At 59.1% G+C, this 25,632-nt stretch carries 18 protein-coding genes; 16 read left to right on the forward strand and 2 right to left on the reverse strand.

Annotation, left to right across the window (positions count from 1 at the left end):
* Nucleotides 1-87 precede the first annotated feature (87 nt).
* Both cuyA and cuyB read left to right on the forward strand, forming a co-directional pair.
* Nucleotides 88-1,098, forward strand: coding sequence for a D-cysteate sulfo-lyase (gene cuyA, locus RZ35_RS00540; protein WP_026741543.1), 1,011 nt, complete (start codon nucleotides 88-90; stop codon nucleotides 1,096-1,098).
* A 2-nt stretch (nucleotides 1,099-1,100) separates the two neighbouring features.
* Nucleotides 1,101-1,820, forward strand: a complete 720-nt coding sequence (gene cuyB, locus RZ35_RS00545; RefSeq protein ID WP_026741544.1) for a cysteate racemase — start codon at nucleotides 1,101-1,103, stop codon at nucleotides 1,818-1,820.
* A gap of 116 nt (nucleotides 1,821-1,936) precedes the next feature.
* Here cuyB and RZ35_RS00550 read toward each other — a convergent pair whose 3' ends face one another.
* Complete coding sequence (locus RZ35_RS00550) at nucleotides 1,937-3,277, reverse strand: anaerobic C4-dicarboxylate transporter (RefSeq protein ID WP_026741545.1); 1,341 nt, start codon at nucleotides 3,275-3,277, stop codon at nucleotides 1,937-1,939.
* Between the two features lie 1,596 nt (nucleotides 3,278-4,873).
* On the opposite strand from RZ35_RS00550, the gene ygjG reads away from it, so the two are divergent.
* The 14 genes from ygjG (at nucleotide 4,874) to RZ35_RS00625 (ending at nucleotide 23,681) form a co-directional block, all read left to right on the forward strand.
* Entirely contained in the window at nucleotides 4,874-6,289 is a 1,416-nt protein-coding gene (gene ygjG, locus RZ35_RS00560) for a putrescine aminotransferase (protein WP_026741547.1), read from the forward strand.
* Between the two features lie 366 nt (nucleotides 6,290-6,655).
* Nucleotides 6,656-8,032 carry a diaminobutyrate--2-oxoglutarate transaminase gene (locus RZ35_RS00565; protein WP_051625420.1) on the forward strand — a complete coding sequence of 459 codons (1,377 nt, stop codon included), beginning with the start codon at nucleotides 6,656-6,658 and terminating at the stop codon, nucleotides 8,030-8,032.
* A 98-nt stretch (nucleotides 8,033-8,130) separates the two neighbouring features.
* Complete coding sequence (locus RZ35_RS00570; RefSeq protein ID WP_026741549.1) at nucleotides 8,131-10,230, forward strand: TonB-dependent receptor; 2,100 nt, start codon at nucleotides 8,131-8,133, stop codon at nucleotides 10,228-10,230.
* A gap of 301 nt (nucleotides 10,231-10,531) precedes the next feature.
* On the forward strand, nucleotides 10,532-12,088 hold the full coding sequence (locus RZ35_RS00575) for an IucA/IucC family protein (protein ID WP_455709669.1): 1,557 nt from the start codon (nucleotides 10,532-10,534) through the stop codon (nucleotides 12,086-12,088).
* Nucleotides 12,066-13,298, forward strand: coding sequence for a type III PLP-dependent enzyme (locus RZ35_RS00580; protein ID WP_200873736.1), 1,233 nt, complete (start codon nucleotides 12,066-12,068; stop codon nucleotides 13,296-13,298). The genes RZ35_RS00575 and RZ35_RS00580 overlap by 23 nt, the downstream gene beginning before the upstream one ends.
* On the forward strand, nucleotides 13,288-14,718 hold the full coding sequence (locus RZ35_RS00585; RefSeq protein WP_026741551.1) for a DHA2 family efflux MFS transporter permease subunit: 1,431 nt from the start codon (nucleotides 13,288-13,290) through the stop codon (nucleotides 14,716-14,718). Before RZ35_RS00580 ends, RZ35_RS00585 begins: the two co-directional genes overlap by 11 nt.
* A gap of 106 nt (nucleotides 14,719-14,824) precedes the next feature.
* Nucleotides 14,825-16,624: an IucA/IucC family protein gene (locus RZ35_RS00590; RefSeq protein WP_455709670.1), complete on the forward strand. Its 1,800-nt coding sequence runs from the start codon at nucleotides 14,825-14,827 to the stop codon at nucleotides 16,622-16,624.
* Nucleotides 16,618-17,397, forward strand: coding sequence for an HpcH/HpaI aldolase family protein (locus tag RZ35_RS00595; protein ID WP_026741553.1), 780 nt, complete (start codon nucleotides 16,618-16,620; stop codon nucleotides 17,395-17,397). Before RZ35_RS00590 ends, RZ35_RS00595 begins: the two co-directional genes overlap by 7 nt.
* Nucleotides 17,398-17,916: 519 nt before the next feature.
* Complete coding sequence (locus RZ35_RS00600) at nucleotides 17,917-19,302, forward strand: IucA/IucC family protein (RefSeq protein WP_455709671.1); 1,386 nt, start codon at nucleotides 17,917-17,919, stop codon at nucleotides 19,300-19,302.
* Nucleotide 19,303: 1 nt separating this feature from the next.
* Nucleotides 19,304-20,215 carry an ABC transporter substrate-binding protein gene (locus tag RZ35_RS00605; RefSeq protein WP_026741555.1) on the forward strand — a complete coding sequence of 304 codons (912 nt, stop codon included), beginning with the start codon at nucleotides 19,304-19,306 and terminating at the stop codon, nucleotides 20,213-20,215.
* Nucleotides 20,212-21,225 carry a FecCD family ABC transporter permease gene (locus RZ35_RS00610; protein ID WP_051625422.1) on the forward strand — a complete coding sequence of 338 codons (1,014 nt, stop codon included), beginning with the start codon at nucleotides 20,212-20,214 and terminating at the stop codon, nucleotides 21,223-21,225. The genes RZ35_RS00605 and RZ35_RS00610 overlap by 4 nt, the downstream gene beginning before the upstream one ends.
* Nucleotides 21,218-22,249: a FecCD family ABC transporter permease gene (locus tag RZ35_RS00615; RefSeq protein ID WP_026741557.1), complete on the forward strand. Its 1,032-nt coding sequence runs from the start codon at nucleotides 21,218-21,220 to the stop codon at nucleotides 22,247-22,249. Before RZ35_RS00610 ends, RZ35_RS00615 begins: the two co-directional genes overlap by 8 nt.
* Before the next feature lie 11 nt (nucleotides 22,250-22,260).
* Complete coding sequence (locus tag RZ35_RS00620) at nucleotides 22,261-23,070, forward strand: ABC transporter ATP-binding protein (protein WP_026741558.1); 810 nt, start codon at nucleotides 22,261-22,263, stop codon at nucleotides 23,068-23,070.
* On the forward strand, nucleotides 23,067-23,681 hold the full coding sequence (locus tag RZ35_RS00625) for an RraA family protein (RefSeq protein WP_026741559.1): 615 nt from the start codon (nucleotides 23,067-23,069) through the stop codon (nucleotides 23,679-23,681). The genes RZ35_RS00620 and RZ35_RS00625 overlap by 4 nt, the downstream gene beginning before the upstream one ends.
* 43 nt (nucleotides 23,682-23,724) lie before the next feature.
* Here RZ35_RS00625 and RZ35_RS00630 read toward each other — a convergent pair whose 3' ends face one another.
* The gene (locus RZ35_RS00630) at nucleotides 23,725-25,071 is read right to left on the reverse strand and encodes an APC family permease (RefSeq protein ID WP_036152266.1); all 1,347 of its coding nucleotides are present in this window, start codon (nucleotides 25,069-25,071) and stop codon (nucleotides 23,725-23,727) included.
* Between the last annotated feature and the right edge of the window lie 561 nt (nucleotides 25,072-25,632).

A 25,632-nucleotide genomic window follows, 5' to 3' on the forward strand; every position in this document is an offset into this window, starting at 1 on the left:
TTATTCAAAAAGTTGCCTGGCGCCATAACGCAGACGACACACCGCTTTCAAATAGAACGTGATACCGATTTTCTTAAGGAGAATAAGATGCACCTTGCTCGTTTCCCACGTTTGTCACTGGGGCATTTCCCCACCCCGCTCGAACCCCTGCCGGCGTTGACGGCCTATCTCAACGGCCCAACAATTTATATCAAGCGCGATGATGCGACCGGCCTGGCGACGGGCGGCAACAAAACACGCAAACTGGAGTTCCTGATGGCGGAGGCGTTGCAGCAGGAAGCCGATATTATCCTGACGCAGGGCGCCACGCAGTCGAACCATGTGCGCCAGACAATCGCCGCGGCGGCGAAGCTGGGGCTGAAAACCAAAGTGCTGTTGGAAAAACGGGTTGAAGACTACGGCGAGCCTTATCAGCGGTCGGGCAACATCTTGCTGGATAATTTGTTAGGNGGGGAGATCGTCGACCATCTGCCCGCGGGCACGGACATGCAGCAGGCGCTGGAGTCGCTGGCGGACGAGCTGCGTCGAGAAGGCCNCCGCCCTTATGTCATTCCCGGTGGCGGCTCCAACGTGACGGGCGCCTTGGGCTATGTCGCGTGCGCGGAAGAGCTGCTGTTTCAGTCCAGCCAGCAGCGTTTGCGTGTCGATCATATTGTTCATGCCTCGGGCAGCAGTGGTACGCAGGCGGGTCTGGTCGCCGGACTGACGGCGGTTCGCAGTGGCATACCGGTGCTGGGTATCAGCGTACGCGCGCCGAAAGAGAAGCAGGAAGAGAACGTCTACCGTCTGGCGAAGCAGATCTGGCAGCGCCTGGGGATTGACGAGACGCTGCCGCGCGCTGCCGTACAGGCTAACAGCGACTATGTCGGCAAAGGGTATGGCATCCCTAACGAGGGGACGCGGGAGGCGCTCCAACTGCTGGCGCGTCTGGAAGGGATCCTGCTCGACCCGGTTTATTCCGGAAAAGGGATGGCAGGACTGATCGACCTCGTCAGAAAAGGCCATTTCAAGAAAGGCGAGCAGGTCGTTTTTATTCATACGGGCGGTTCGGCTGGACTGTTTGGCTACCGCGAGTTCTTTGAACAGCAGGAGCGCTGATCGTGACCGACTGTCTCATTGGCGTGTTGGGCGGTATGGGTCCGCTGGCGACGGCCGATTTGGTGCAGAAAATCATTGTGTCGACGCCAGCCGACCGCGATCAGGATCATGTCCCGCTGGTCGTGTGGAATGTGCCGCAGATCCCGGATCGCCAAAAAGCGCTGGCGGGGACGGGTCCATCGCCGCTGCCGGTGCTGTTGGAAGCCATTCGGGCGCTGAATAAGCTGCCGCTCAGTCATATCGTGATCCCCTGCAACACGGCGCACCACTGGTTCGACGCACTCACGGCGGCGAGCCGCGCGCCCCTGTTGCATATCGCGGACGCCACGCTGGCAGCGATGCATAAGCACGTCACCGTGCCGCCGCAGGTGACGGGACTGATTGCCACGCACGGTACGCTGCGCGCGGGGTGGTATCAGCAACGTCTGGCTGCCGGGGGCAACGAGGTGCTGGAACCGACGCCGCAAGAGATGGAAGAGCTGTTTGTGCCGGGATGTTACGCGGTCAAGCGCGGTGAACTCATTGAAGGCGGTGTCTTGCTGGAACAGCTGGCCGATAGGCTAGCAAAGCGAGGCGCAACAAGGCTGATTCTGGCCTGTACGGAGGTGGCTCCCGGGCTGGCCGCCGTCAATTCACGCTGGCTGGCGCGCAGTATTGATACGACGCAGGCATTAGCGCAGGCATGCGTTGAACTCTGGCAGCAGTCCCGCGCGTCGTATTGATAACGCGTATTGTGGCAATAGAAAACCGCCCGGTCAGGATGACGCCGGGCGGTTTTTTTACGCTGAAATAGAGGGCGGCCCGCCGACGTCAGAGTGCGTCGGCGTGGCGGTGCGACTCAATAGTAACCATACATGGCGGCGAAAACCCATCCAAACGCACAGGAGGTGAATACGCCAATCAGGCCGGGAAGAATGAAGCTGTGGTTAATCACAAAACGACCGATATGCGTCGTTCCTGAACGGTCAAACTGAATGGCCGCCAGGTCGCTCGGATAGGTCGGAAGAATATAATAGCCGTAGCAGGCAGGCGCGGAAGCCACGATATAGGCGGGATTAACGCCAATGGCTAATGCGACGGGCACAATGGCGGCGAGTGCGGCGGCCTGCGAATTGACGAACTTGGACACCAACAACAGGATCAGGGCATAGGCCCAGGGATACTCCACCACCAGCGTGCCGAGAGTGGTTTTAATCTGCTCCAAATGCGCGCCGAACATCGTTTCGGCCATCCAGGCAATACCGTACACGGCGACGATGGCGATCATGCCCGAGCGGAAGACCTCGTTTTTGGAAATAGAGGCCGGATTGGTTTTGGTGATGATGATGATCAGGGCGCCGGACACTAGCATAAACATCTGAATGACCAGCACCATCGACAGCGCTTTGCCGTCGAAGGCCGGGCGAAGTTCTTCTACCGCCCCCAGCAGCGCGACAGCGGCAATGGTGGTCAAGAAAATCCACATCGCGACCCAGTTGCTGCGCGGCAGTTTTCTGTCCAGTAACGTCGCTGTATCTCCGTAGACGTACTCCCGATTTTCCGGTACGGAAATGAATTTCTGAAATTCCGGATCTTGATCCAGATCTTTCCCACGAAACCAGCTGAAGATCCCGATAGCCAGGATGCCGAGCAGGGTTGAGGGGATGGTGATGGCGAGCAGGTCGAGAAATTCCAGATGCTTGCCGTGGAAAGTAAAGTTGGCCAGCATCGCGACCAGCGAGACAACGGCGACGGAAACCGGGCTGGCGATAATGCCCATCTGAGCGCCGATGGAGCTGGCGGCCATCGGTCGTTCCGGACGAATGTTATTTTTGATCGCAACGTCGTAGATAATCGGCAAAATGGTGTAAACCACGTGACCGGTGCCGCAGAGAATCGTCAGAATACACGTGACGAAAGGTGCGATGATAGAGACATATTTGGGATTGCGCCGCAGCATTTTTTCGGCCATTTGCAGCATGACGTCAAGCCCGCCTGAGGCCTGTAGCGTAGCGGATGCGGCGACAACGGAGATAATGACCAGCATAACATCGACGGGAGGTTTCCCTGGTTCGAGTTTAAAAAAGAAGACCAGTATGACCAGCCCGATACCGCCTAGTAATCCTAGCGCGATCCCACCTTTCCTTGCGCCGTAAAATAGACAGATCAGGACAATGACCAGTTGAATGATAAAGTCCATATAATCCTCATTACTCACTGAAACGAGTGCGTTAATTAAAATTGACTTACTTTTGTCGTGGGTACTATAGATATCGCATCCCGTCTTATTTTTTGACCTATCTCTCCAATTTCGAATTTTCTCAATCTTTGCGTTAAATAGGGGACGTGGCTCTCAATAACAAACGCCATGGGTTAATTTAATTATTTAAATAAAGAAACTGATTTTTAGTGGCGTGGTTTAGACGTCGGGATTTGGCATGTTTCATTCTTTTGCTATTCAAAGGTATTAGTGAGTTTTCTTGTTTTTATTTTGTTTAAAGGATGTTTTTGTTTTGTATCGAATGAGGGGGCTATTCATAAGCTGTATTCATAGAAGTGGGGGGAAATATCATCAGTATTTTATATGTATCTGTTTTTATTCGTAATTTTTATTTTTATGGAAAGTCAATCCCTGTGTGTATTCGACATGAATGCTTCGCGTTATAAAAAGGATGAGGAGGGTCATCCACGGGGGAAGGAATAAGATGCTCATGCCTGGTGTTGTTGAAGGCCTGCGTGGCTTAAGTTGGTTTAGTTATAGATTGAATGCGACTTTAATTTTTCAGGTTATGAAGTAGATGAGATAGCCCTATCAATTATGATGCAGGACAGCATTTAAACAATAGCTCGCGGGAGNGATCTGTTTAACATTATTATCCTCAATAATTACTGCGGGAAACGTCAGAACAAAAGAGGCCGTTTCTTCTATCCTGTGATTTGCATAGTGTCGGGCTATCTCCTGCCCCAGGGCTTTGATGAGTAAGAGGGCGTATTACTTTATAAGCGGCCGAATACACGATCCTCCTTATTGTGACGTCTTCGGAGGAGGGCATCATTTCACTTCGCCTTTTCATCGCGCCTCATTGGGGTGTCATGACTCTCTCATTCTCCCCGAAACGAGCGCCGGCGTTTCCGTGCGCAAAATGGAGCGGCGTGATGGGAAAAGAGTGTGAAGATGGGGAGTACCAAGTGGTACTGGCATTTGCCCTGGATTTTCCTCTGTGCTTTCATGCGGCGCCCCTCGTTTTCATCGCTAAACCGCTGAAAATCAGTCCCTTGAAGGGAATCATTGTGTGTTGCGGGAGCACATCGCTCGCTCCCTCTGGGCTGCCTGTGGTCATCGAAAACATAACATGACGTTTAAGGTGTTATTTTTTTTTAGATTTTATCGTAATGAATTTTATGATGTTGTCAGGAGAAATATGCTGATATAGCAAGATATTCATTATTATTCCGCGTGCTCATCATTATTTATCCTGTAAATATATTTCTTGAAATCAAATGAGTGACGGGTCATTAAATAACAGTATCGAGATCTCATTTTGCCCTTTATTAGGGCGAGATAAATTATTTTGCACTCAAAGCGTGCAATTAAACTCATTGTGTTTTACCTAAATGTAATGCTATGTATTTTAAGGAAATTTTATTTTATGAATTAAGGATGGTCTTGAGTTGGTTATCGAAAAATACCTTTTATCCGGCGGAAAGTTCAGAAAATAAAGGGGTGGCTAGTTGGCTTGTTTTGTGCATTACTAATAATGGTATCACGTGATACCCGTTTAATAAGGAGCGCATTTTGTCCAGACCCTTTTCTCAACTTAACCCGCTAGAGTGTTCTCAGCAGGCATTAGAATGGATCATGAGCGATACCCTTAGTCAGGAAGATATGGAGACGCTAAATAAAGAAACTCTCGATTCTTTCCGCGATTACGTTAACCCGGGTTTTCTTGAGTATAGAAAATCAGTCACCTCAGACGGAGGTTACGGTGTTGTCGAATGGCGCTCCAACAGCGCCAACACTTTGCTCGACACGCAGGGGAACGAATATCTGGATTGTCTGGGTGGCTACGGTATTTTCAACGTCGGGCACCGTAACCCCACCGTACTGTCCGCAGTAGAAAAACAGCTATCAAAACAGCCGTTGCATAGTCAGGAATTGTTAGATCCGCTGCGCGGCATGCTGGCGAAAACGCTGGCCGCCATTACGCCCGGAAAATTGAAATACAGTTTTTTCAGCAATAGTGGTACGGAGTCTGTGGAGGCCGCCCTGAAGCTGGCAAAAGCCTATCAGGCTCCTCACGGTAAATTCAGCTTTATCGCTGCGAACGGGGCGTTCCACGGAAAATCGCTGGGATCGCTTTCGGCGACGGCAAAGCCGGTGTTCCGCAAACCGTTCATGCCGCTGGTGCCTGGTTTCCACCATGTTCCGTTCGGCGATATCGAAGCGATGAAACAGCAGGTCCAACAATGCCAGCAGGACGGCGAAGGCATTGCCGCGGTTATACTGGAACCTATCCAGGGCGAAGGCGGGGTGATTGTGCCGCCGGAAGAGTATCTACCGGCTGTCAGGGCGCTTTGTGATGAAATCGGGGCGTTATTGATATTGGATGAAGTGCAAACCGGGATGGGGCGTACAGGTAAAATGTTCGCTTGTCAGCACTATGGCGTACAGCCGGATATCCTGTGTTTGGCTAAGGCGCTCGGCGGCGGCGTGATGCCGATCGGCGCGACGGTCGCCACGGAAGACGTGTTCTCCGTCTTGTTTGAGAACCCGTTCCTGCACACTACGACGTTTGGCGGCAACCCGTTGGCCTGTTCGGCGGCGTTGGCGACCATCAATGTGCTGCTGCGAGACGATCTGCCGGGTCAGGCCGCCAAAGAGGGCAAGTTCCTGCTGGACGGGCTGCAAAAACTCGCGGTTAAATATCCAGACCTGATTCTGGCGGCGCGAGGAAAGGGGCTGCTGCTGGCCTTCGAGTTCCAGGAAAACGAAATTGGTTACGCCTTCGCCAGCGAATTGTTCCAGCGTCGCGTACTGGTCGCGGGGACGTTAAACAATGCGAAGTCGGTGCGCATTGAGCCGCCGTTGACGATCACGCATCAGCAATGCTGTCAGATTTTGGCGGAAGCGGAAAGCGCGCTGGAGAACGTGCGGGCGTCATGCGAAAAGGACGCTGAAACGAATTCCGCGAATAGGGAATTTGCCGTGTAATTTTCCATGTAGCACGGGTCGGCCTAGGGCTGTACCGTGACCCAAGCCAGCCTGGAAACAGGCTGGCTTTTTATATGGCAGGCCGCACTAATTTCATTGGCTTATCTATTTTACGCGTATCTTAATCAATTTTTTTAAACATGATTTTGAGACAGCCGCCACAAAAAATGGTTCTTTACACTTCTTACGCGCATTTCTTACCTCACACTTTTTTCATAAAAGTCACTTCATCATCAACATATTGATGGTTAAAGTTCGCCATTTGTAAGGATTTATTCATTTTTACATCAAGAAAATAACACTTGTGTCTTCTAATTGTTAATGATAATCGTTGTCATCCAAAATAATCACAGGAGGTGGTGACGGATGGCACAGCAGCACTTGGCGATTGACCGGCATGTTAATCAAAAAAATTCAGATTTCCTGACGCGCCAGTCGTGGATGGAATCCAACGTGCGCAGTTACCCCAGAAAGTTGCCGCTGGCCATCGCCAAAGCGCATGGCGCATGGGTGACGGACGTTGAGGGCAAAGACTACCTGGATTGTCTGGCCGGCGCGGGAACATTGGCGTTGGGCCACAATCATCCCGAGGTAGTCGCCAGTATTCAAAATTTCCTGCTCTCCGGTTTACCCATGCATACGCTTGATCTCACCACACCGCTCAAAGACGAATTCAGCCAAACGCTGTTGGCGCTGCTGCCCGGCGGCGCGGACAGCTATTGTCTGCAATTTTGCGGTCCCTCCGGGGCAGATGCCGTGGAAGCCGCGCTCAAACTGGCCAAAACCTTCACCGGACGCGGCGGCGTCATCAGCTTCTCGGGTGGCTATCACGGAATGACGCACGGCGCGCTGGCGGTCACGGGCAATACCGGCCCGAAAGATCCGCTACAGAACCTGATGCCCGGCGTGCAGTTCCTGCCTTTTCCCCACCTTTNCCGCTGTCCCTTGGGGATCGGCGGGGAAGCGGGCGTCAAGGCTTTGAATCACTATCTCACTGATTTTATTGCCGACGTGGAGCGCGGAATGCCGTTGCCAGCCGCCGTAATTGTGGAAGCGGTACAGGGCGAAGGCGGCGTCAATCCTGCGCCGGACAGCTGGCTACGGACGCTCCGAGACGTGACTCGGCAGTACGGTATCGTCCTGATCGTGGATGAAGTCCAGGCTGGATTCGGGCGCACCGGCACCTTGTTCGCCTTTGAGCAGGCAGGTATCGAGCCAGACATCATCGTCATGTCCAAGGCCGTCGGCGGCGGTCTGCCCCTCGCGGTACTGGGGATCCGCCGAGCGTTCGACGCCTGGATGCCGGGCGCGCACAGCGGCACATTCCGCGGAAATCAGATGGCGATGGCGACCGGGAAAACCACGCTGGAGATCCTGATCCGCGAACGGCTTCCCGAGCAGGCCGCCGCGCGCGGTGTATGGCTGACGCAGGCGCTGACTTTTCTGAAGCAACGCTTCCCCTGCCTGGGGCAGGTCCGTGGCCGCGGTCTGATGTTAGGGATTGAAATCGTGGACGAACGCCTGCCGCCGTCCTCCGACGGCAGTTATCCCATCGATGCGCCGCTGGCGGCGGCGATCCAACATGGCTGCTTCCAACAAGGGCTGCTGCTGGAGCGGGGCGGCCGCCACGGCAATGTGGTACGGCTGCTGCCGCCTCTGACGATTTCACCGGCGGAGTGTGAAATCGCCGTTGCGCGCTTTGAGCGGGCGCTTGGCGAGGCGCTGGCGATCGCCCGCCCATAACGTTTTATACGCGGGCGGCGATGCAGGCCGACGCGACATTTCCGGCACCGTCCCCAGGTCGGGCCGTATTTCTGGGAAAACATCACGAGGTCAATTGAATGAAGGCTCGGGCATTTTATGCGTTAACGCCGTTATTGCTGTGGTCGCAGGCCAATGCGGCGGACAGCGTCGGCAACAATGACAACGAACTGGTGGTGACGGCCACGAGAACGGATACGGAAAAAAAGAACTCGCCGCAGGTCGTCACGATTATTTCGAAAGAACAGATTGAACAGCAGCGTCAGTTGACCTCCGACTCGTCGCAGATCATGAGTAATTTGTTGCCGACGATGGCGCCAAGTCGCCAGAAAATGAGCGGCAGCGGAGAAACCTTTCGCGGTCGTGCACCGCTGATTCTGGTAGATGGCATCCCCCAGTCCAACCCGTTGCGTCCCACGGGGCGTGAAATGCACACCATCGATTTTTCGATGGTCGACCGTATCGAAGTCATCCACGGCGCCAGCGCCAGCAACGGCATCGGCGCGACCGGCGGGGTCATCAATATTATCACCCGGCGCCCCGCGCCGGACTCCTTCAGCCAGCATTTCAGCGTGGAAGCCACGACGCCGACGTCGCAGCTGGAAGGCGACACCATGAACTACAAAACCACCTATGGTTTCAGTGGTCGTCAGGAGTATCTGGATTACCTGTTCTCGCTGAGCTACGAAGATCAGGGCCTGTTTCTGGACGGCGACGATCGGGCGGTGGGGGTCGACAACACGCAGGGCGACCTGATGGACTCTCGCGCCTACGACATTCTCGCCAAGGTCGGCTACTGGTTGGATAACGACCAGCGCGTGCAGCTCAGCTTCAACCGGTATCAGATCAAAGGCAAAATGAACTATCTGAGCGTGACCGGCGATCGCGACAGCGGCATAGCGACCACCTCGGAAAAAGGTCGTCCGGTCGGCGATGCGCCGCAGAACAGCGTCTGGACCACCTCCGCGACCTATGATAACTACAATCTGAGCGGCATGAAATTCAATGCGCTGGTCTATTACCAGAACTATGAATCCCTGTTTGGCGCGGACCGGTCAGCTTCCTTTCAGGATCCTGCGCTGGCTCCNCGCGGCCAGCTCTACGATCAGTCGCGCGTCGTCTCCAGCCGCTATGGCAGCAAACTGGCGCTGACCAAAGACGATCTCTGGGACGACTACCTCAAGGCCACGCTGGGCTTCGACACCCTGTTCGATCGGGGAAAACAAGACCTCTGGCTGACCCAACGCACCTATGCGCCGGAAATGCAGTACACCGATCTGTCGCCGTTCTTCCAGCTGGATATCCAGCCGATTGACTCGCTCAAGCTCACTGCCGGGGTGCGTTACGAATACGCCAAGTTGGATATCGACAGTTTCCGCACCGTCGCGGCCAACAACGGCGTCGATGTTGAAGGCGGCAAGCTGGACTTCGACAAAACGCTTTATAACGTCGGCGCCGTCTGGACCACGCCTTACACGCCGCTGAGCCTGTTCGCCAACTATTCACAAGGATTCGGTATCCCGGACGTCGGGCGTACGCTGCGCGGTATTCGCGCCGCTGGGCAGTCGGTGTCTCAGCTGCCGCTGGAGCCTATCGTCACCGACAACATCGAAGCCGGGTTTCGCGTCCAGCAAGATCCGTTCGACCTTGAGGTCAGCTACTACGAATCCTCCTCCAAACTGGGCGAACGCGTGGTGGACGTGAACGGCACCTACCAGAGCGAACGTCAGAAAACCCGCATTGACGGCATCGAAGCGACGCTGGGCTACAAGGTCAACGACGATCATCGCCTGAAAGTGGGCTATTCCCACATTCGCGGCCGTTACGACAGCGACGGCAACGGCAGTCTTGACGGAAAACTCGACGGTTTGAATGTGCCGCCGGATCGTCTGACCGCGAGCTGGGCCGCCACCTGGTCGCCGAAATGGACGTCCTTTATTCAGGCCAACTATGCGTTCGACCGCACGATGGACGACGCGGAGAAAGACTTCAACGGCTACCTGCTGGTCGATGCCGCGGTGGGCTATGCGCTGCCGCGCGGCAAGCTCAAGCTGGCCGTGGCCAACCTGTTTAACAAAGAGTACATCACCTACTACTCGCAAAGCGCGATTGTGAATTCCGATCGTTACTTTTCCGGGCGCGGGAGGACCCTCACTCTGGGGTACAGCGTCGATTTCTAACTCGCTTTTCAGGATGAAAAAACGCTCGCCACGGTAGCGGCACCCGGACGAACGCACCACTTATGGAGCAGAGATGAATAACCTCGATCACGCCGTCTTATCCAGAATGACGGGCGAAAAAGCGGCCGTACACGGACTGCTGAACTGCCTGATCAAAGAGTTCGCCATTCCGCAGGGCCACGTGCGCTATACCTGGCCCGATGATATGCGCGGCATCCCGCCCGGCGCCTACTTCGACGGCGCTGACTGGCGAGGGGTTCCCCTGACGATCCGGCTGCCGGAGGAACGGGAACTGTTCGTTATGGTTGACCGCCGGGATAGCCTCGGCAGTCAGTATTATCTCTCGGACGTTTACCTGAAAGTGCCGGGCGAATGTTGGTATTGCCCGGCGTTCGACCGCTTTGTCGCGGACTTGCTCACCGCCTGCGAAGCCTGGGCCGGCCACCGCAATCCCGAGCTTCAGGCCCAAATCGGGCAGAGCCAACGGCTGGTGCAAGCGATTGTGGCGCACAACGGTCGTCGCCCGGCGGCTTCGCCTCTCAGCCACTATCTGCTCAGTGAACAGGGCCTGTGGTTCGGCCATCCCAGCCACCCAGCGCCCAAGGCGCGCCTGTGGCCGAGCGCGTTGGGGCAAACGCCGTGGGCGCCCGAGTTTCAGGCCCGTGCGGCGCTGCACCAGTTCGAGGTGCCGAAGGACGGGTTGCACATCGGCGCTAACGGCCTTACGCCTGAGCAGGTGCTGGACGGATTCGCCGACCAGCGCCACGCGCGCGCCGACCGGGCCATCATTTGTATGCATCCGGTGCAGGCAAGGCTGTTTATGCAGGNCCAACGGGTGCAGCAGCGGCTGCGCGACGGCGAAATCCGCGATCTGGGCGCCAGCAGCCGGGTCGCCAGTCCCACCGCCTCGATCCGCACCTGGTACCTTGACGATCACGACTATTTCATCAAAGGATCGCTGAACGTTCGCATCACCAATTGTGTCCGCAAAAATGCCTGGTATGAGCTGGAAAGCACGGTGCTGATTGACCGCCTGTTCGCCGATCTGCTGACGCGACAGCCAGACTCGCTGGGCGGTCTGGTGGCGGCCAGAGAGCCGGGCGTGCTGAGCTGGAGTCCCGCGACGGCCAGCGAAAGCGACCGGCACTGGTTCAGGGAGCAGACCGGCGCCATTCTGCGAGAAAATTTCTGCCGCCATACCGGCGCGAAAAACAGCCTGATGGCCGCTACGTTGTTCGCCCGTGGGACGGATCTGCGCCCGCTGCTCCCTCCCTTCCTGCACGCGCACTATGGACATCCGCTCGACGATCACAGCCTGCTGCGCTGGTTCGACGACTACCAGTCGCTGCTGTTGCGACCGGTGCTGGCGCTGTTCTTCAACCACGGCGTGGTGATGGAGCCGCACTTGCAAAATAGCGTCTTGGTGCACTGGCAGGGACGACCGCATCAGGTGTTGTTGCGGGACTTCGAGGGCGTGAAGTTAACCGACGAGTACGGCATGCGGGTGATTGGCGACGAGGTGCATCCCCGCGTTCGGGCCTCGCTGCGCTATTCGCGCCAGCAGGGCTGGAACCGTCTTCAGTACTGCCTGCTGGTGAATCATCTGTCGGAAGCGGTACTGGCGTTGAGCCACGAACGTCCTGCGCTGGCGCCGCAGATGTGGCGGCGGGTGCGTGAACAGCTGAAGGCGATCCTGAGCGAGCTTCAGGCGCCTGCGCCCGAGTTGGAAGCCTTGATTAAGGGCCATCCAATCGCTTGTAAAACCAATCTCAAGGNGCGGCTTTCTGCCGAGGCCGACCGGGCCGCGGGCTACGTGAACCTGCCCGCGCCGTGGCATGAGGAGGGGCGTCGTGACTGAGCTGCCGACCCACGTCGTCGCGGCGATCCGCCGCCTGCAACAACAGGAATCCGACCCGCTGGCGGCCTTCGTCTATGACCTGACCGCGCTATGTCGACACGTGAAGACCGTCACGGCCGCGCTGCCGCCCGGCGTCGAGCTTTATTACGCCATTAAGGCCAACAGTGAGAAGCCGATTCTGGACACCGTCGCGCCGTGGGTCGATGGGTTTGAGATCTCCTCGGGCGGCGAAATCGAGCGTGTAGCGGGTTGCNCGACGCCGCGACCCTTCGTCTTTTCCGGTCCGGGCAAGCTCGATGCCGACTTCGATGCGGCGTTGCAGCGCCAGGTGGCGGCGGTGCACGTGGAGAGCCAGCACGAAATCCGCCGCCTGCAACGCTGCGCGCAGCGGCATGGGCGGACGCAACCGGTGTTCATCCGCATCAACCCCCAGCTGTCCGACGGGCTGACCACCAAGCTGGCAATGGCGGGGAAGCCGACGCCGTTCGGCATCGACGAGTCTGAACTGGCGGCGGCGGTCACGGCGGTTGACGATGCCAGCCATCTGCGGCTGCAAGGGTTCCACGTCCATGCCATGTCGCACCAGCTCCAGGCGGAGCGACACCACCAACTGCTGGACTTCTATCTCAGCCGCTGGCCGCGCTGGAAAGCGCTGTCGCGGCAGCCGGAGACGGTGACGCATCTGAACGTCGGCGGCGGTATCGGCGTGGACTACCTCAACGCGGAACAGTTTGACTGGCCGTCGCTGTGCCGTTTTCTGGCGCAGCGGTTGGCCGCGCTGGAGGATGCGCCGGTGGTGCGCTTCGAACCGGGGCGGTTCATCAGCGCCTACTGCGGCTACTACGTCGTCGAGGTGCTGGATGCGAAAGTCAGCCACGGCAAGGGATTCTTGGTCTGCCGCGGCGGCACGCACCAGTTTCGTCTGCCGGTCGCTCAGGGGCACGATCATCCGGTGATTCATCTAACGGAAGAGGAAAGGGCGCCGACGCGCTGGCAGACGTGGACGGTGGTTGGACAGCTGTGTACGCCCAAAGACGTTCTGAGCCGAGACCGTCGACTGGCCGATGTCCGCATCGGCGATCTTCTGGTGCTGCCGATGGCGGGGGCCTACGGCTACAACATCTCTCACGCCGACTTCCTGTGCCATCCGCGTCCGCCGCAGTGGTTTGTGTCCGCCCCCGAAGAGGGCGAGGAGCGTCATGAGCGCTAGCGCCCGCTCTCGTGCGCTGGTGGTGACCAACGTCTTGTTCGGCACGATCACGGTCAGCCTGAGCAACAGCGCGCTCAACCCGGCGTTGCCCGCTTTCATGAACGTGTTCGACGTCGGGCCGCTGCTGGCGACGTGGATCATCGCCGGGTTCATGGTCAGCATGACGATGACCATGCCGCTGACCGGCTATCTTGGTGCGCGCTGGGGACATAAAAGGCTCTATCTCATTGGCGTGACGCTGTTTATGGCGGGGTCGCTCGCCGGCGCGATGGCGACGTCAATGGTCGGGGTGATCGGCGCGCGCGTGACTCAGGGTATCGCCAGCGGCCTGATGATCCCGCTATCGCTGACGCTGATTTTTGCGGTGTTTCCGCGGGAGCAGCGAGGGAGCATCACGGGGATATGGAGCGCCGTGGTGATGCTGGCGCCAGCGGTGGGGCCGCTTTGCGGCGGACTGCTGCTGGAGGCGTTTAGCTGGCGCGCGTTGTTTGCCGTCAATCTGCCGTTCGGACTGTTGGCGCTGCTGATGGGGAGGCGTGTTTTACCCATGACACCTCTGAATACTAAGGCAGCGTTCGATGCCAAGGGCTACGCGCTGATCGCCGCCGGTATCGGTCTGTTGCTGCTGGCGACCAGCCGCCTGCATCCGATCTCCGCGCTGTCTGAACCGCTGAATATCACGCTGCTTACGCTGGCGGCGCTCAGCCTGACGCTGTTCACGCGCCGCGCCTGGGGGAAGGCCGAGCCGCTGCTGAATCTGCGCATGTTCCGGCTACGCGGCTATCGCCTGAGCGTGGCGATCNCCGTGATTCAGTCCGTCGGCATGTTTGAGTGTTTAGTGCTGTTGCCGCTGCTGGTGCAGCTGGTGCTGGGCTACAGCGCGATCGACACCGGTCTGGCGCTGCTGTGCACCGCGCTGAGCGCCAGCCTGTTCGGGCGGATCGGCGGCGGTCTGCTGGATCGCCACGGGCCGTCGCGCGTGGTCGCGGCGGGTCTGTTGCTGACCGGTCTCGCGACCTGTGGGCTGGGCCTGCTGGGGCCGCAGAGTTCGCTCTGGGGGGTCTTCGTCCTGATGGTGCTGCGCGGCGCGGGGCTGGGCCTGTCTTATATGCCGGTGACTACCGCCGGATTGAACGTGCTGCCGGATGCGCTGGTAACGCAGGGCGCGGCGATGAACAACATCGCGCGCAGGCTGGCGGNCTCGCTGGCGATGGTGGTGGCCGCGCTCTACCTCGAATGGCGGATGACCGGCACCGGAGCGGCATTGGCGTCCTTGCGATCGTCGGCCATCGGCGAAACGTTTATGGCCACCGGCCTGTTGATTTTTCTGGCGCTGCCGTGCGCTCTGCGCTTCCCCCGCGCGGAGGCGTCGGCGGACGAGGCGGCGGCCTTGCTGGCCCCGCACAGGGCGCCGCGCTGAAGCGAAGGATTTTATTAACCGTCAACGGATAAAGGCAATACTCATGGAGACATCGTTACCCACCGGACAGCATGCGTACGCCGCCGACTGTCAATGGCTGTTGCAGATGGATAAGACGCGTTACCAGCAGGTGGTACAGCGCGTGGTCGGGCAACTGCTGCAAACGCTGTTGTATGAAGAGGTGCTGGCCTTTCGGCGGACGCCGCATGATGGCGGACAATCGCTGTTCGTGATTCAGGGCCGCGACGCGGAAAACCGGCCGGTGGAATATCGTTGCACCGGCCTGTTCAGCGACAGCTTCGACCTGATTCGACTGGACTACGCCAGCCTTCGCCGGTTCGACGGTGACGGTGGGGTCGCGATCCCGTCGCTGCATCAGCTGCTGTCCGAACTGCTGAGCGAGAGCGAAGATCCGGCCTGTCTGGCCCGCTTCGTCCAGGAGCTGGAACAGACGCAACTGAAAGATTTGCAGTCCCGCGCGCAGTCCTGCCCGCCCGTTGCGGAGCCGCATCGGCTGGATTTCGACGCGCTGGAGCGCCACTTCATGGACGCCCACAGCTACCACCCCTGCTACAAATCGCGCATCGGCTTCACGCTGAATGACAACGCGCAGTGGGGACCGGAATTCGCAGAACCGATTGCGCTGGTCTGGCTGGCGGTGGCAAAGGGGCTGGCGTCCGTCAATCATTCGTCGCGTCTGGATTTGGCTAGCTTTCTAAACGAAGAAGTTGGCGAGGCCTGCCGGCGAGTCTGGGCCGAGCGGCTGGAACAGCAGGGAAAACGGCTGGCGGATTACTGGCTGATTCCGGCGCATCCCTGGCAGTGGCGCAACGNGATCCTGCCAGCCTGTCATAGCGAGCTGGTCAGCGGCGAGTTAATTTGTCTGGGGACGACTCCAGACCGCTGGCAGGCACAGCAATCTATCCGCACGCTGGCGAATCGGTCGGTTAGCACTCGGCCTTACGTCAAGCTGTCGCTGAGTATCACCAACACCTCCAGCACCCGAATTCTGGCCCGCCACACGGTCATGAACGGGCCGATCATCACCGACTGGTTGCAGCAGCTGATCGAAAGCGATCAGACCGCGCGTGACTTGAAATTCGTCATCCTCGGAGAAATCGCCGGGGTAAGTCTGGATACCCGTCAGCACCCCGCCAGCCGCAGCGCGCAGACCTATGGCGTGCTCGGCGCGCTGTGGCGCGAAAGCATTCACTCTTATTTGCTGCCGGGGGAGCAGGCGATCCCATTCAATGGCTTAAGCCACGTCGAAAATCGCTATAGCGAAGGGGAGCCGGTTCCGTTTATCGACCCCTGGATACGGCAGTACGGGCTGGAGAACTGGACGCGGCAGATGCTGAACGTCACGGTTTTGCCGATCGTGCATATGCTGTTCGCCGAGGGGATCGGTATGGAGTCGCACGGTCAGAACATTGTGCTGATCGCCCGCGACGGCTGGCCGCAGCGCATCGCGCTCAAAGATTTTCACGACGGCGTACGCTACTCGCCGCAGCATCTGGCGCGGCCGGATCGCTGTCCGGAACTGGCGCCCTTGCCCCCCAGCCATGCCAAAATCAACCGCAATTCGTTCATTCTGACGGACGATGTCGACGCGGTGCGCGACTTCACCTGCGACGCCTTTTTCTTTATTTGTCTGGCGGAAATGGCGATCTTCCTGCGTCAGCACTATGGCCTGGAAGAGTCGCGCTTCTGGCGAATGGCCGCCGACGTCATTCTTGACTATCAGGCCGCGCATCCGCAGCACCGCTCGCGCTATGCCCTATTTGACGTGTTCGCGCCCACCTACGAGGTGGAAGCGCTCACCCAGCGCCGTCTGTTCGGCGACGGCGAGCGCCGCTTCAAAGCGGTGCCGAATCCGCTCTATCCCTTTAGGCCGTCCTCATGCTGAGAGTCAACGCGTTGAAACGCAAGCTGGCGGCGGGAACGCCAGCCTACGGGCTGTTTGCCTCTATTCCCTCGCCCGCGTCGATAGAGCTGATCGCGGAGGCAGGCTTCAACTTTGTGATTATCGACACCGAACATGTGCTGATAAACCCGCAAACGGTGGAGAACATGATCCGCACCGCGGAATCTTATGACCTGACGCCGCTGGTACGGGTCGCCGACGGCAACCCGAAAACCATTCTGCGCCTGCTGGATGGCGGCGCGCAGGGGATCGTGCTGCCGATGGTGGAGCAGGCGAGGCAGGTGCGGGAGGCCGTGGCCGCCTGCTTCTATCACCCCAGAGGCGTTCGGAGTTTGAACGCAGGCCGTCCCGGCGCGTTCGGCAAGACGAGTCTGGCGGAGTACGTTCGCCGGGCCAACCATGAGATCCTGCTGGTCGCGATGATTGAAAGCGGGCCGGGCGTGGCGCAGGCGGCGGCTATCGCCGCCGTCGAGGGGCTGGACATGATTCTGGAGGGCGCGGCGGATCTTTCTCAGTCGCTCGGGATGCCGTGGCGCATCGACGAATCGGCGGTACAGGACGCGCTGACGACGGTATGGCGGGCGGCGCAACAACAGGGCGTGCCCTATTGCGCTATTCCACGCCAGCCGGGCGACCTCGAACGCTGGCGCGCGCGCGGCGTCGGCACATTTGTTCTGGGGGATGAACGTGGCATCGCCTTCCGCGCTCTACAGGCCAGACTGGCCGCCACAATGTCTTCGGATAAAGGAGTCTAAGGAATGGAAACATCACTGTCCTTTCACCGTCTGCGCGCCGAGCAGATCGTCATGCAGGATCTGATCGACTGCCTGCTGGCGGAGCAGTTTTTCGGCGCGGAGGCGCTCACGCTATTGTCGGAAACCGCCTGGCGACAGCAATACGGTCNCCCCAGTCCATTGAGCGCCTGCCTGTCTTCGTCAGAGCAGGCGCGCCTGTGGCTGTGGCGCGGCCAACCGCCGGAGGCGATGACGCTGCTGGTGGCGCTCAGGCCGGGCATCACGCAGGCATGGGAGAAAGCGCCGCTATCGGCGGTCTATGTCGGTGATCCTGAAACGGCGGAGTGGCAGGCGCTGTCGCCGGAAGACTTCATGCGCTGGGTCTTCGCCGCTCAGGGCGCATCGGAGCACAACGCGCAGGGACAGCGGCTGTTTCTTGAAGCGCTGGAAACCAGCGTGCAGCAAACGGCGCTGTCGCAGTCACACCGTATCAAGACCGATGAATTGCTGACGCGCGATAATGCGGACTTCTTTCATATCATGGAGCAGTGGGCCTCGCTGCGCGACCGGCCGTATCACCCGACCGCCAAGGCGAAGCAGGGGCTGAATTCACAGGACTATCAGCACTATGTGGCGGAGTTCGCCCGGCCAGTGACGTTGTGTTGGGTGGCCGTCGCCCGCGACTGCCTGCTGTGCGGCGAAGGGATTGAAGATCTCCCGCGACAAACCCCGGCGGACTATCTGTTGACGGCGGACGATCGCCTCCGGCTGGCCCACGAATTGGTGGATCGCGGACTGGACGAAAGTCACGTGGCGCTGCCGGTACACCCCTGGCAGGACGCGCACGTGTTGGATCAGCTCTTGGGCGATGCGTTGCACGATGGGCGCTGCCGTCGGCTGGCGTTTCGATCCGACGGAGCATTGCCGNCCTCGTCGTTGCGCTCCATGACGCCCGGTTTCGCCAGCGCGGATTACCTGAAGCTGCCGATGGCGATCTATTCGCTGGGCGCGTCGCGCTATCTACCCGCCGTCAAAATGATCAATGGCAATTTGAGCGAGGCGCTGTTGCATGAGGCGCTGGCGCGTGATGAGGAGCTAAAAGCGCGGTTGTTCCTCTGCGATGAACGACGCTGGTGGGCATTCATGCCGCCGCAGGCGACGCTGTTCGACGAGGCGCCGCGCCACCTGTCCGCGATGGTGCGTCGCTATCCGCCTCAGCTGTTGCAGGATGCGGAGTGCCGACTGCTGCCGATGGCGGCGTTGGGCACGTTATTGCCCGACAGCCGTCGCCACTTCTTCGACGACTGGTTGGCATACCGCGCGCTGCCCGTCGCCGAAGAAAACGTATTGATGCTGTTCGCCGAGTTGTGCCGCTGCTTCTTCACGCTGAATTTCCGCCTGTTTCGGCTGGGGATGCTGGGGGAGATTCACGGCCAAAACGCGGTGCTGGTCTGGAAGGCGGGGCGGGCGCACGGCCTGCTGTTGCGCGACCATGACTCGTTGCGTATCCACGTCCCGACGCTAAATAAGCATGGCATGCAGGACCCGGTCTACCGTCTCAAGCCCGGCAACACCGCCAACACGCTTTATCACCAACGATTGCCGGACCTGCTGTTCTGGCTGCAAACGCTGGGAATACAGGTCAACCTGCGCGCCATCATCGACACGTTGGCCGCCGTCTACGCCATCGCTCCCGCCACGTTATGGCGCACCTTGCGCGCCGAAATCGAGCAGGCTATCGCGGAGGTGATCGTGGAAGCGGATATGCGGGAGATGCTGCACGATTCGCTGTTCGAGCGCGAAACCTGGCCGCAGAAACTGCTGATCACCCCGACCCTCGCCCGCGCCGGCGGACCGGGCAGCATGCCGTTTGGCAAAGGCGAGGTGGTGAACCCGTTTATTCAGCTAGAAAGAGGTCTCCGCTAACGTGCATCGCCGACATCTTTCTCGCCGCAGCGTACTGCGGCTGTCGTTGGGTTTGCTGCCGCTGGGGCTGAACCGGCCGCGTCTGGCGTGGGCCGACACGGCTGAACCTCGGGTAGTCACTCTGTTTCAGGGGGCGACGGACACCGCCGTGGCGCTGGGCATTACGCCCGTCGGCGTGGTGGAGTCCTGGAGTGAGAAGCCGACCTACCGCTATTTGCGTCCGGCGTTGTCGGGGGTGCCAATCGTCGGTCTGGAGACGCAGCCTAGCCTGGAAGACATCGTGATGCTGCGCCCGCAGGCGATTGTCGCATCCCGATTTCGGCACCAGCGGATCTCCGGGCTGCTGTCGCGTATCGCGCCGGTGACGATGCTGGATGAGATCTATCAGTTCAGGCAAACCGTACTGGCGATGGGGCAGGCGCTGCAACGGCAGGCGGCCGCACAGGCATTGCTGGCGGACTNGCAACGTCGGGTGGCGCAGTTGCGAGGACGACTGCAACCACAGTTTGGCCGTCGGTGGCCGCCGACCGTCGCGGTGCTGGATATTCGCGAAGATCACATCCGCAGTTATCTGCCCGCCAGCTTCCCGGGATCGGTGCTCACCGAGCTGGGGTTTGGCTGGAGCGAAGCCAGCCGCGCGCAGCCGGGCGTCTCGCTCAAACTGACCAATCTGGAAAGTCTCCCGGTCGTGGACGCCGATATCTTCTTTGTGTTTCTGCGCACGGAACGCGCTTCCGCCATGCGACATTACCAACGGGTTATCGCACACCCGCTATGGCGGCAGATGCGCGCTCCGCAGCGGGGGCAAGTGTGGCGGGNGGATGGCGTCACCTGGAGTTTGTCCGGCGGTATTCTCGGCGCGCAACGCATACTGACGGATGTTGAACGGGTCACGCAAGGCGGCGCATCATGAGGCGGGGCCACGCTCGGGAGCGTTATCGTGTTATCGCACTGGCGGGCTGTGTTCTGCTGGTCTTTCTACTGGCCCTGGTGAGTTTGACCGTGGGGCCGGTGTTTATCCCGCCTGCGCAGGTAGCGGCAGCACTGTTTCATTCCGACGCCATGAATGTGAGTCACAGCATTGTGACCTCGACGCGACTGACGCGGACGGTGGTTGCCGCGGTGGTCGGCGGCAGTCTGGCCGTCGCGGGGGCGCTGATGCAGGCCTTGACTCGAAATCCGCTGGCGTCGCCGGGACTGTTCGGCGTCAATGCCGGGGCGATGTTTTTTCTGATTGTCTGCGCGGCGCTGCTGCCGTCGGTGTCGCCGCAGTTTGGGCAGGGGGCGGCCTTTGCGGGAGCCGCGTTGGCGGGAGGGCTGGTGTGGTTAACCGGTACGCTGGGGCAGGGACGCCTCAATCCGTTGCGCATGGTGCTGGCGGGGGCGGCGATTTCGGCCATGTTCGCGGCCTTCAGTCAGGCCATTTTGGTGGTCAGTCAGGAGGGACTGGATACCATTCTGTTTTGGTTAGCCGGGTCGGTGGCGGATCGGGATCTGACGATGATTCGCCCGCTGCTGGCGGGCTGTCTGATTGCGCTGGCGGCCTCACTGCTGCTGGCGGGGCAGGTGAACGTCCTGGGCGCGGGCGAGGCGATCGCCCGTGGATTAGGGCAGCGTACCGGTCGGATTCGGCTGATGATGTGCGTACTGGTGGTGGTGCTGGCGGGCAGCGCGGTGGCGATGGCGGGCAATATTGGCTTTATTGGACTGGTCGTCCCGCATATCGCCAAGCGCCTATTTCCGATGGACCAGCGCTGGCGGCTGCCGGGATGTGCGCTGTTAGGGGCCGCGCTGCTGCTGCTGGCGGATATTCTGGCCCGTATCGTCATCCTGCCGCAAGAGGTGCCGGTCGGCGTAATGACCGCGCTGCTTGGCGCGCCTTGCTTCCTGTCTCTGCTGCGTCGCGGAGGTCGACATGGATAAGATCGTGTGCCTGCGTAGTCGAGGCTTTTCCCGACAGATCAATCTTTCAACGGTGATTCGTCTGCTGATCGCCAGTGGGGTGTTGCTGGGACTGCTGCTGCTGTCGCTGTGTCTGGGTAAGATCCCGCTGTCGCCCTGGACGGCATTACAGTCGTTGGCGGATGGGCGACAGGCGGGGATCGCTTTTATCGTGACGGAACTGAGACTGCCGCGCAGCCTGCTGGCGATGCTGGTGGGCGGGGCGCTGGCGCTTTCCGGCCTGTTATTGCAGGCGATGATCCGCAACCCGCTGGCCTCGCCCGATATTCTGGGCATCACCAGCGGGGCCAGCGCCGCCATGGTCTGCTCTCTCTCTTTCCCAACGATGGCGTTGGGGGCGGGCTATTTGCCGTTCGCCGCCATGTTGGGCGCCGCCGTCGCCGCGCTGGCGGTCTATCTGCTGGCCTGGCGGGCGGGCGTCTCGCCGCAACGACTGGTGCTCACCGGCGTGGGGATTTCGGCGCTGCTGACGGCCGTTACGACCTTCCTGTTGGTTTTCAGTCCGTTGACGACCACGCTATCGGCTTATGTCTGGTTGACCGGTAGCGTCTACGCCGCCAACTGGCAGGAAACCCGCACGCTCGCCGGTTGGCTGTTGGCGATCGTTCCGCTGTGGATGGGCGTTGCGCGGCATGTGACGGCGCAGCAGCTCGACGACGATTTGGCGCAGGGGATTGGCGTCCGTGTGCAGTGGAGCCGGCTCGGGCTGCTGGCCGTCAGCGTGGCGCTGGCCGGAGCGGCGATCGCCTGGGGCGGGGCGATGGCGTTCGTTGGACTCATCGCACCTCACATCGCCAAGCGGCTGGTGGGTCCCGCCTTCGCCGGACAGGCCGCGATGACGGCCATTTGCGGCGCGGGTCTGGTGCTGTTGGCGGACCTGTGCGGGCGTACGCTGTTCCTGCCGCTGGACTTACCGGCGGGCATTTTTGTTTCGGCGTTAGGCACGCCGTTTTTCCTGTATCTGTTGTTGAAACAACGCCATTGAGGTAACGAAGCATGACCGCTATCACCAGCCGCGATCTGACGCTCGGCTATCCGCCGCAGATCATCATCGACCGGCTCAATATCCGGCTGCCGCGCGGCAAAATATCGGTGCTCATCGGCAGCAACGGCTGCGGAAAAAGTACGCTATTGAAGTCGTTCGCCCGGCTGCTGGCGCCACAGGCCGGTGCCGTGCTGCTCAACGGCGAGGACATCCATCGCCAGTCCACGCTGGCGGNGGCCAGGCAACTGGCGATCCTGCCGCAGCGACCGGATGCGCCGGAGGGGATCACCGTCCGGCAACTGGTGAGTTTGGGGCGCTATCCCTACCAGAACTGGTTTCAGCAGTGGTCGCAAGAGGATGAGGCGCGCGTCATTCAGGCGTTGCAGCAGACCGGGATCACGGATCTGGCCGAACGGCCGGTGGACGCGCTGTCCGGCGGCCAGCGGCAGCGGGTGTGGATTGCGATGACGCTGGCGCAGGATACGGAGGTGCTGTTGCTGGATGAGCCGACGACCTATCTCGATCTGGCGCATCAGATTGAGGTGCTGGATCTGCTGCGCGATCTGAACCGTCAGGCCGGTAAAACGATTGTGATGGTGCTGCACGACCTGAATCTGGCCTGTCGCTACGCCGATCACATGGTGGCGGTGCATAACCGCACGGCGTTTGCGCAGGGACGACCCGCCGACATTCTAACGGAGACAATGGTGAAAACGGTGTTCAATCTGGACTGCCGTATTATCCCCGATCCCTTTTTCCAGACGCCGCTGTGTATTCCTTTTGGCCGCGAGCGNCCCGTGTCAGAGAAGGCGAGCCGATGACTTATGACATACTGCCGCGTCAGCAGAAGGTGAGCGACGATCTACTGGCCCAGTGGCGGCAAATAGAGACCTCCACGCTGGGCCATCTGACGGATGAGGGCTATCTGCGTGGCGTGCGCCCGTTGTTTCCGGGCGTTAGTCTGGCGGGCAACGTGGTGACCGTCAGACTGCGGATGCCGGACGGCGGCGCGCTGCGCGAGGCGCTGTTGCTGAGTCAGCCGGGCGATGTGCTGGTCATCGACGCGATGGAAGACGCCGAGCGTGCCTGCTGGGGCGAACTGCGAACGTTGGCGGCGCAGGTCAAAGGCGTGGCGGGCGTGATCGTGTCAGGGGCGGTAACGGATACGCGGGCGTTGCGGGCGTTGGGATGGCCGGTGTTTTGCCGTGGTATCAGCGCTATCACCACGTGGGCACAGGGAACCGGCGGCGTGGTCAACCATCCCATCGTCGTCAGCGGGGTGACGGTTCGTCCCGGCGATATGGCTCTGGCAGATGATGACGGCGTGTTTATTTTGAGCGCGGAGCGCGCGGCTCACTGGCTTCGGGCGGTGAGTGAGAAGTCGCGCGCCGACGCCGAACGTCGGGACGATATGATGCGGCGTCGCGGCTAAAAAAGAGTCGGGCGGCCCTGCGCGGTTCGGGAACCGCGACAGGTCAGGAGGAGAACACCAGTTCGCGCTTGGTGATTCGGAACCAGATAATCCAGCCTAGCCCAATCGCCGACCAGACCAGACCCAGAATCATCGAATCCTTGTCCAGATGCGCCCACATCACGCCAATGGTGCCGATGCCCAGCAGCGGAAGGACCAGGTTGAATAACCACTCTTTGGCCGAAGATAGCCGTTTGTCTCGAATGACGTGAAGAGCGATGACCGATGCGTTGACCGCGGTGAACGCCACCAGCGCGCCGAAACTAATCAAAGACACGGCGGTATCCAGCCCGAAGAACATGGCGCTCATCGACAGTCCGCCAATAAACAGCACGCAGAACAGCGGGCTGCCAAGACGCGGGTGGACATAGCTGAACAACGAACCGGGGAAAATGCCGTCGCGCCCCATGATGTGTAGCAGGCGCGCGGCGCTGGCGTGAGAAGCCAGCGCGGAGGCGAAAGTATTGATAAGTATCGCAACCAGAAACAGCGACTGAAATAACGTACCGCCCACGTAAAGAACGATTTCCGGCATCGCCTCTGAGGGATTTTTGAACTGGGCGTTGGTCGGATAATACAGCTGAATAAACCAGGATGCGGTGAAGAAGATGGCGCCCCCGATCAGAGCGGTCAGGAAGACGGCGCGAGGGATGGTGCGCTTCGGCGAGCGTGTCTCATTGGACAAGGTCGTCACGGCATCGAATCCCAAAAAAGAGAAGCACAGCACCGCCGCGCCGCCGATGAGCGGGATCACGCTGGTGTCGCCGTTCAACAGGGGACGCAGCGTCCAGACGGCATCGGGACCGCCCTGATGGCTGACGCCCTGTATCACCAGATAGATAAACACGCCCATCAGCAATACGGGCGCCCCGACAAAGAGAAAGTTCAGGTTGGCCAGTAATTTGATATTGCGGCTGTTAATCCAGGTGACCAGCAACGTAAAGGCGACAATCCAAATCCACGGCGGTAGCTGAGGAAATAGCGATCTCAGGTAAATTCCCGCGAGCAGCGCGTTGATCATCGGCAGCAGCATGTAGTCCAGCAGTGAGGCCCAGCCGACCATAAATCCGGCCTGATTGCCGCAGGTCTTACGGGTATAGGNGTAGGCCGAGCCTGCTTCCGGAAAGGCCTTCACCATGCGGCCATAGCTGAGCGCCGTGAGCAGAACGGCCACCAGCGCCAGCAAATAAGCGAGCGGAACTCGGCCCTCGGTGAGGCCAGAGACAATCCCGAAGGTGTCGAAAACGGTCATGGGCGTCATGTATGCGACGCCCATAATCACTACCTGCCATAACCCCAGTTTTCTTTGGTTATCTGCGCTCTCTTTCGCCATAACATTATCCCGTTTCATCCAAGAATTTATGATTGCTATGCGCTAACGGCAGCAAATAATGTGCCATCGCCAGTGTGTTAAACGGAATAATCCGGCCGGGATGATACACGTTCCCGCTGTTATCGCCTATGCCGCGAGGGAAAAGACACTCTGCCGCGTGCGAAGCGGGATGAACAGGCGCAGTTCATGGTGAAGTCGTTGCACTCTTTCTCAGCACGCCACGCTATTTAGGCACCACGATGGAACAACGGTTTCATGGCTTATTATTGAAGTGGATTTTCGTCTGCGAAAAAGAGGGTAATAGGGCGATAGAATAAGTTCATAACATTAAAAATAAAACGCTAAATTGTTTTTTTATTGAAATGCGGTGATAGATTTTGGTTGTTATTAATTATTTAATTGATTCGCATTAAGATTTCATCTTATGGTTTTTCTTCGCTGGCTATAACTTAATTTCATTTATAACTGAAAATTGTTTTTTTTGTTTATATATTTTCGGTAATGATTAAAACTGACAATTTTTTAAAATTGACCTTGATCAATTTTAAATTAAGGATATAGATATAGTTTATCTAGGCA

The sequence above is a fragment of the Lonsdalea quercina subsp. quercina genome (genome assembly GCF_000688655.1).
GTDB lineage: Bacteria > Pseudomonadota > Gammaproteobacteria > Enterobacterales > Enterobacteriaceae > Lonsdalea > Lonsdalea quercina.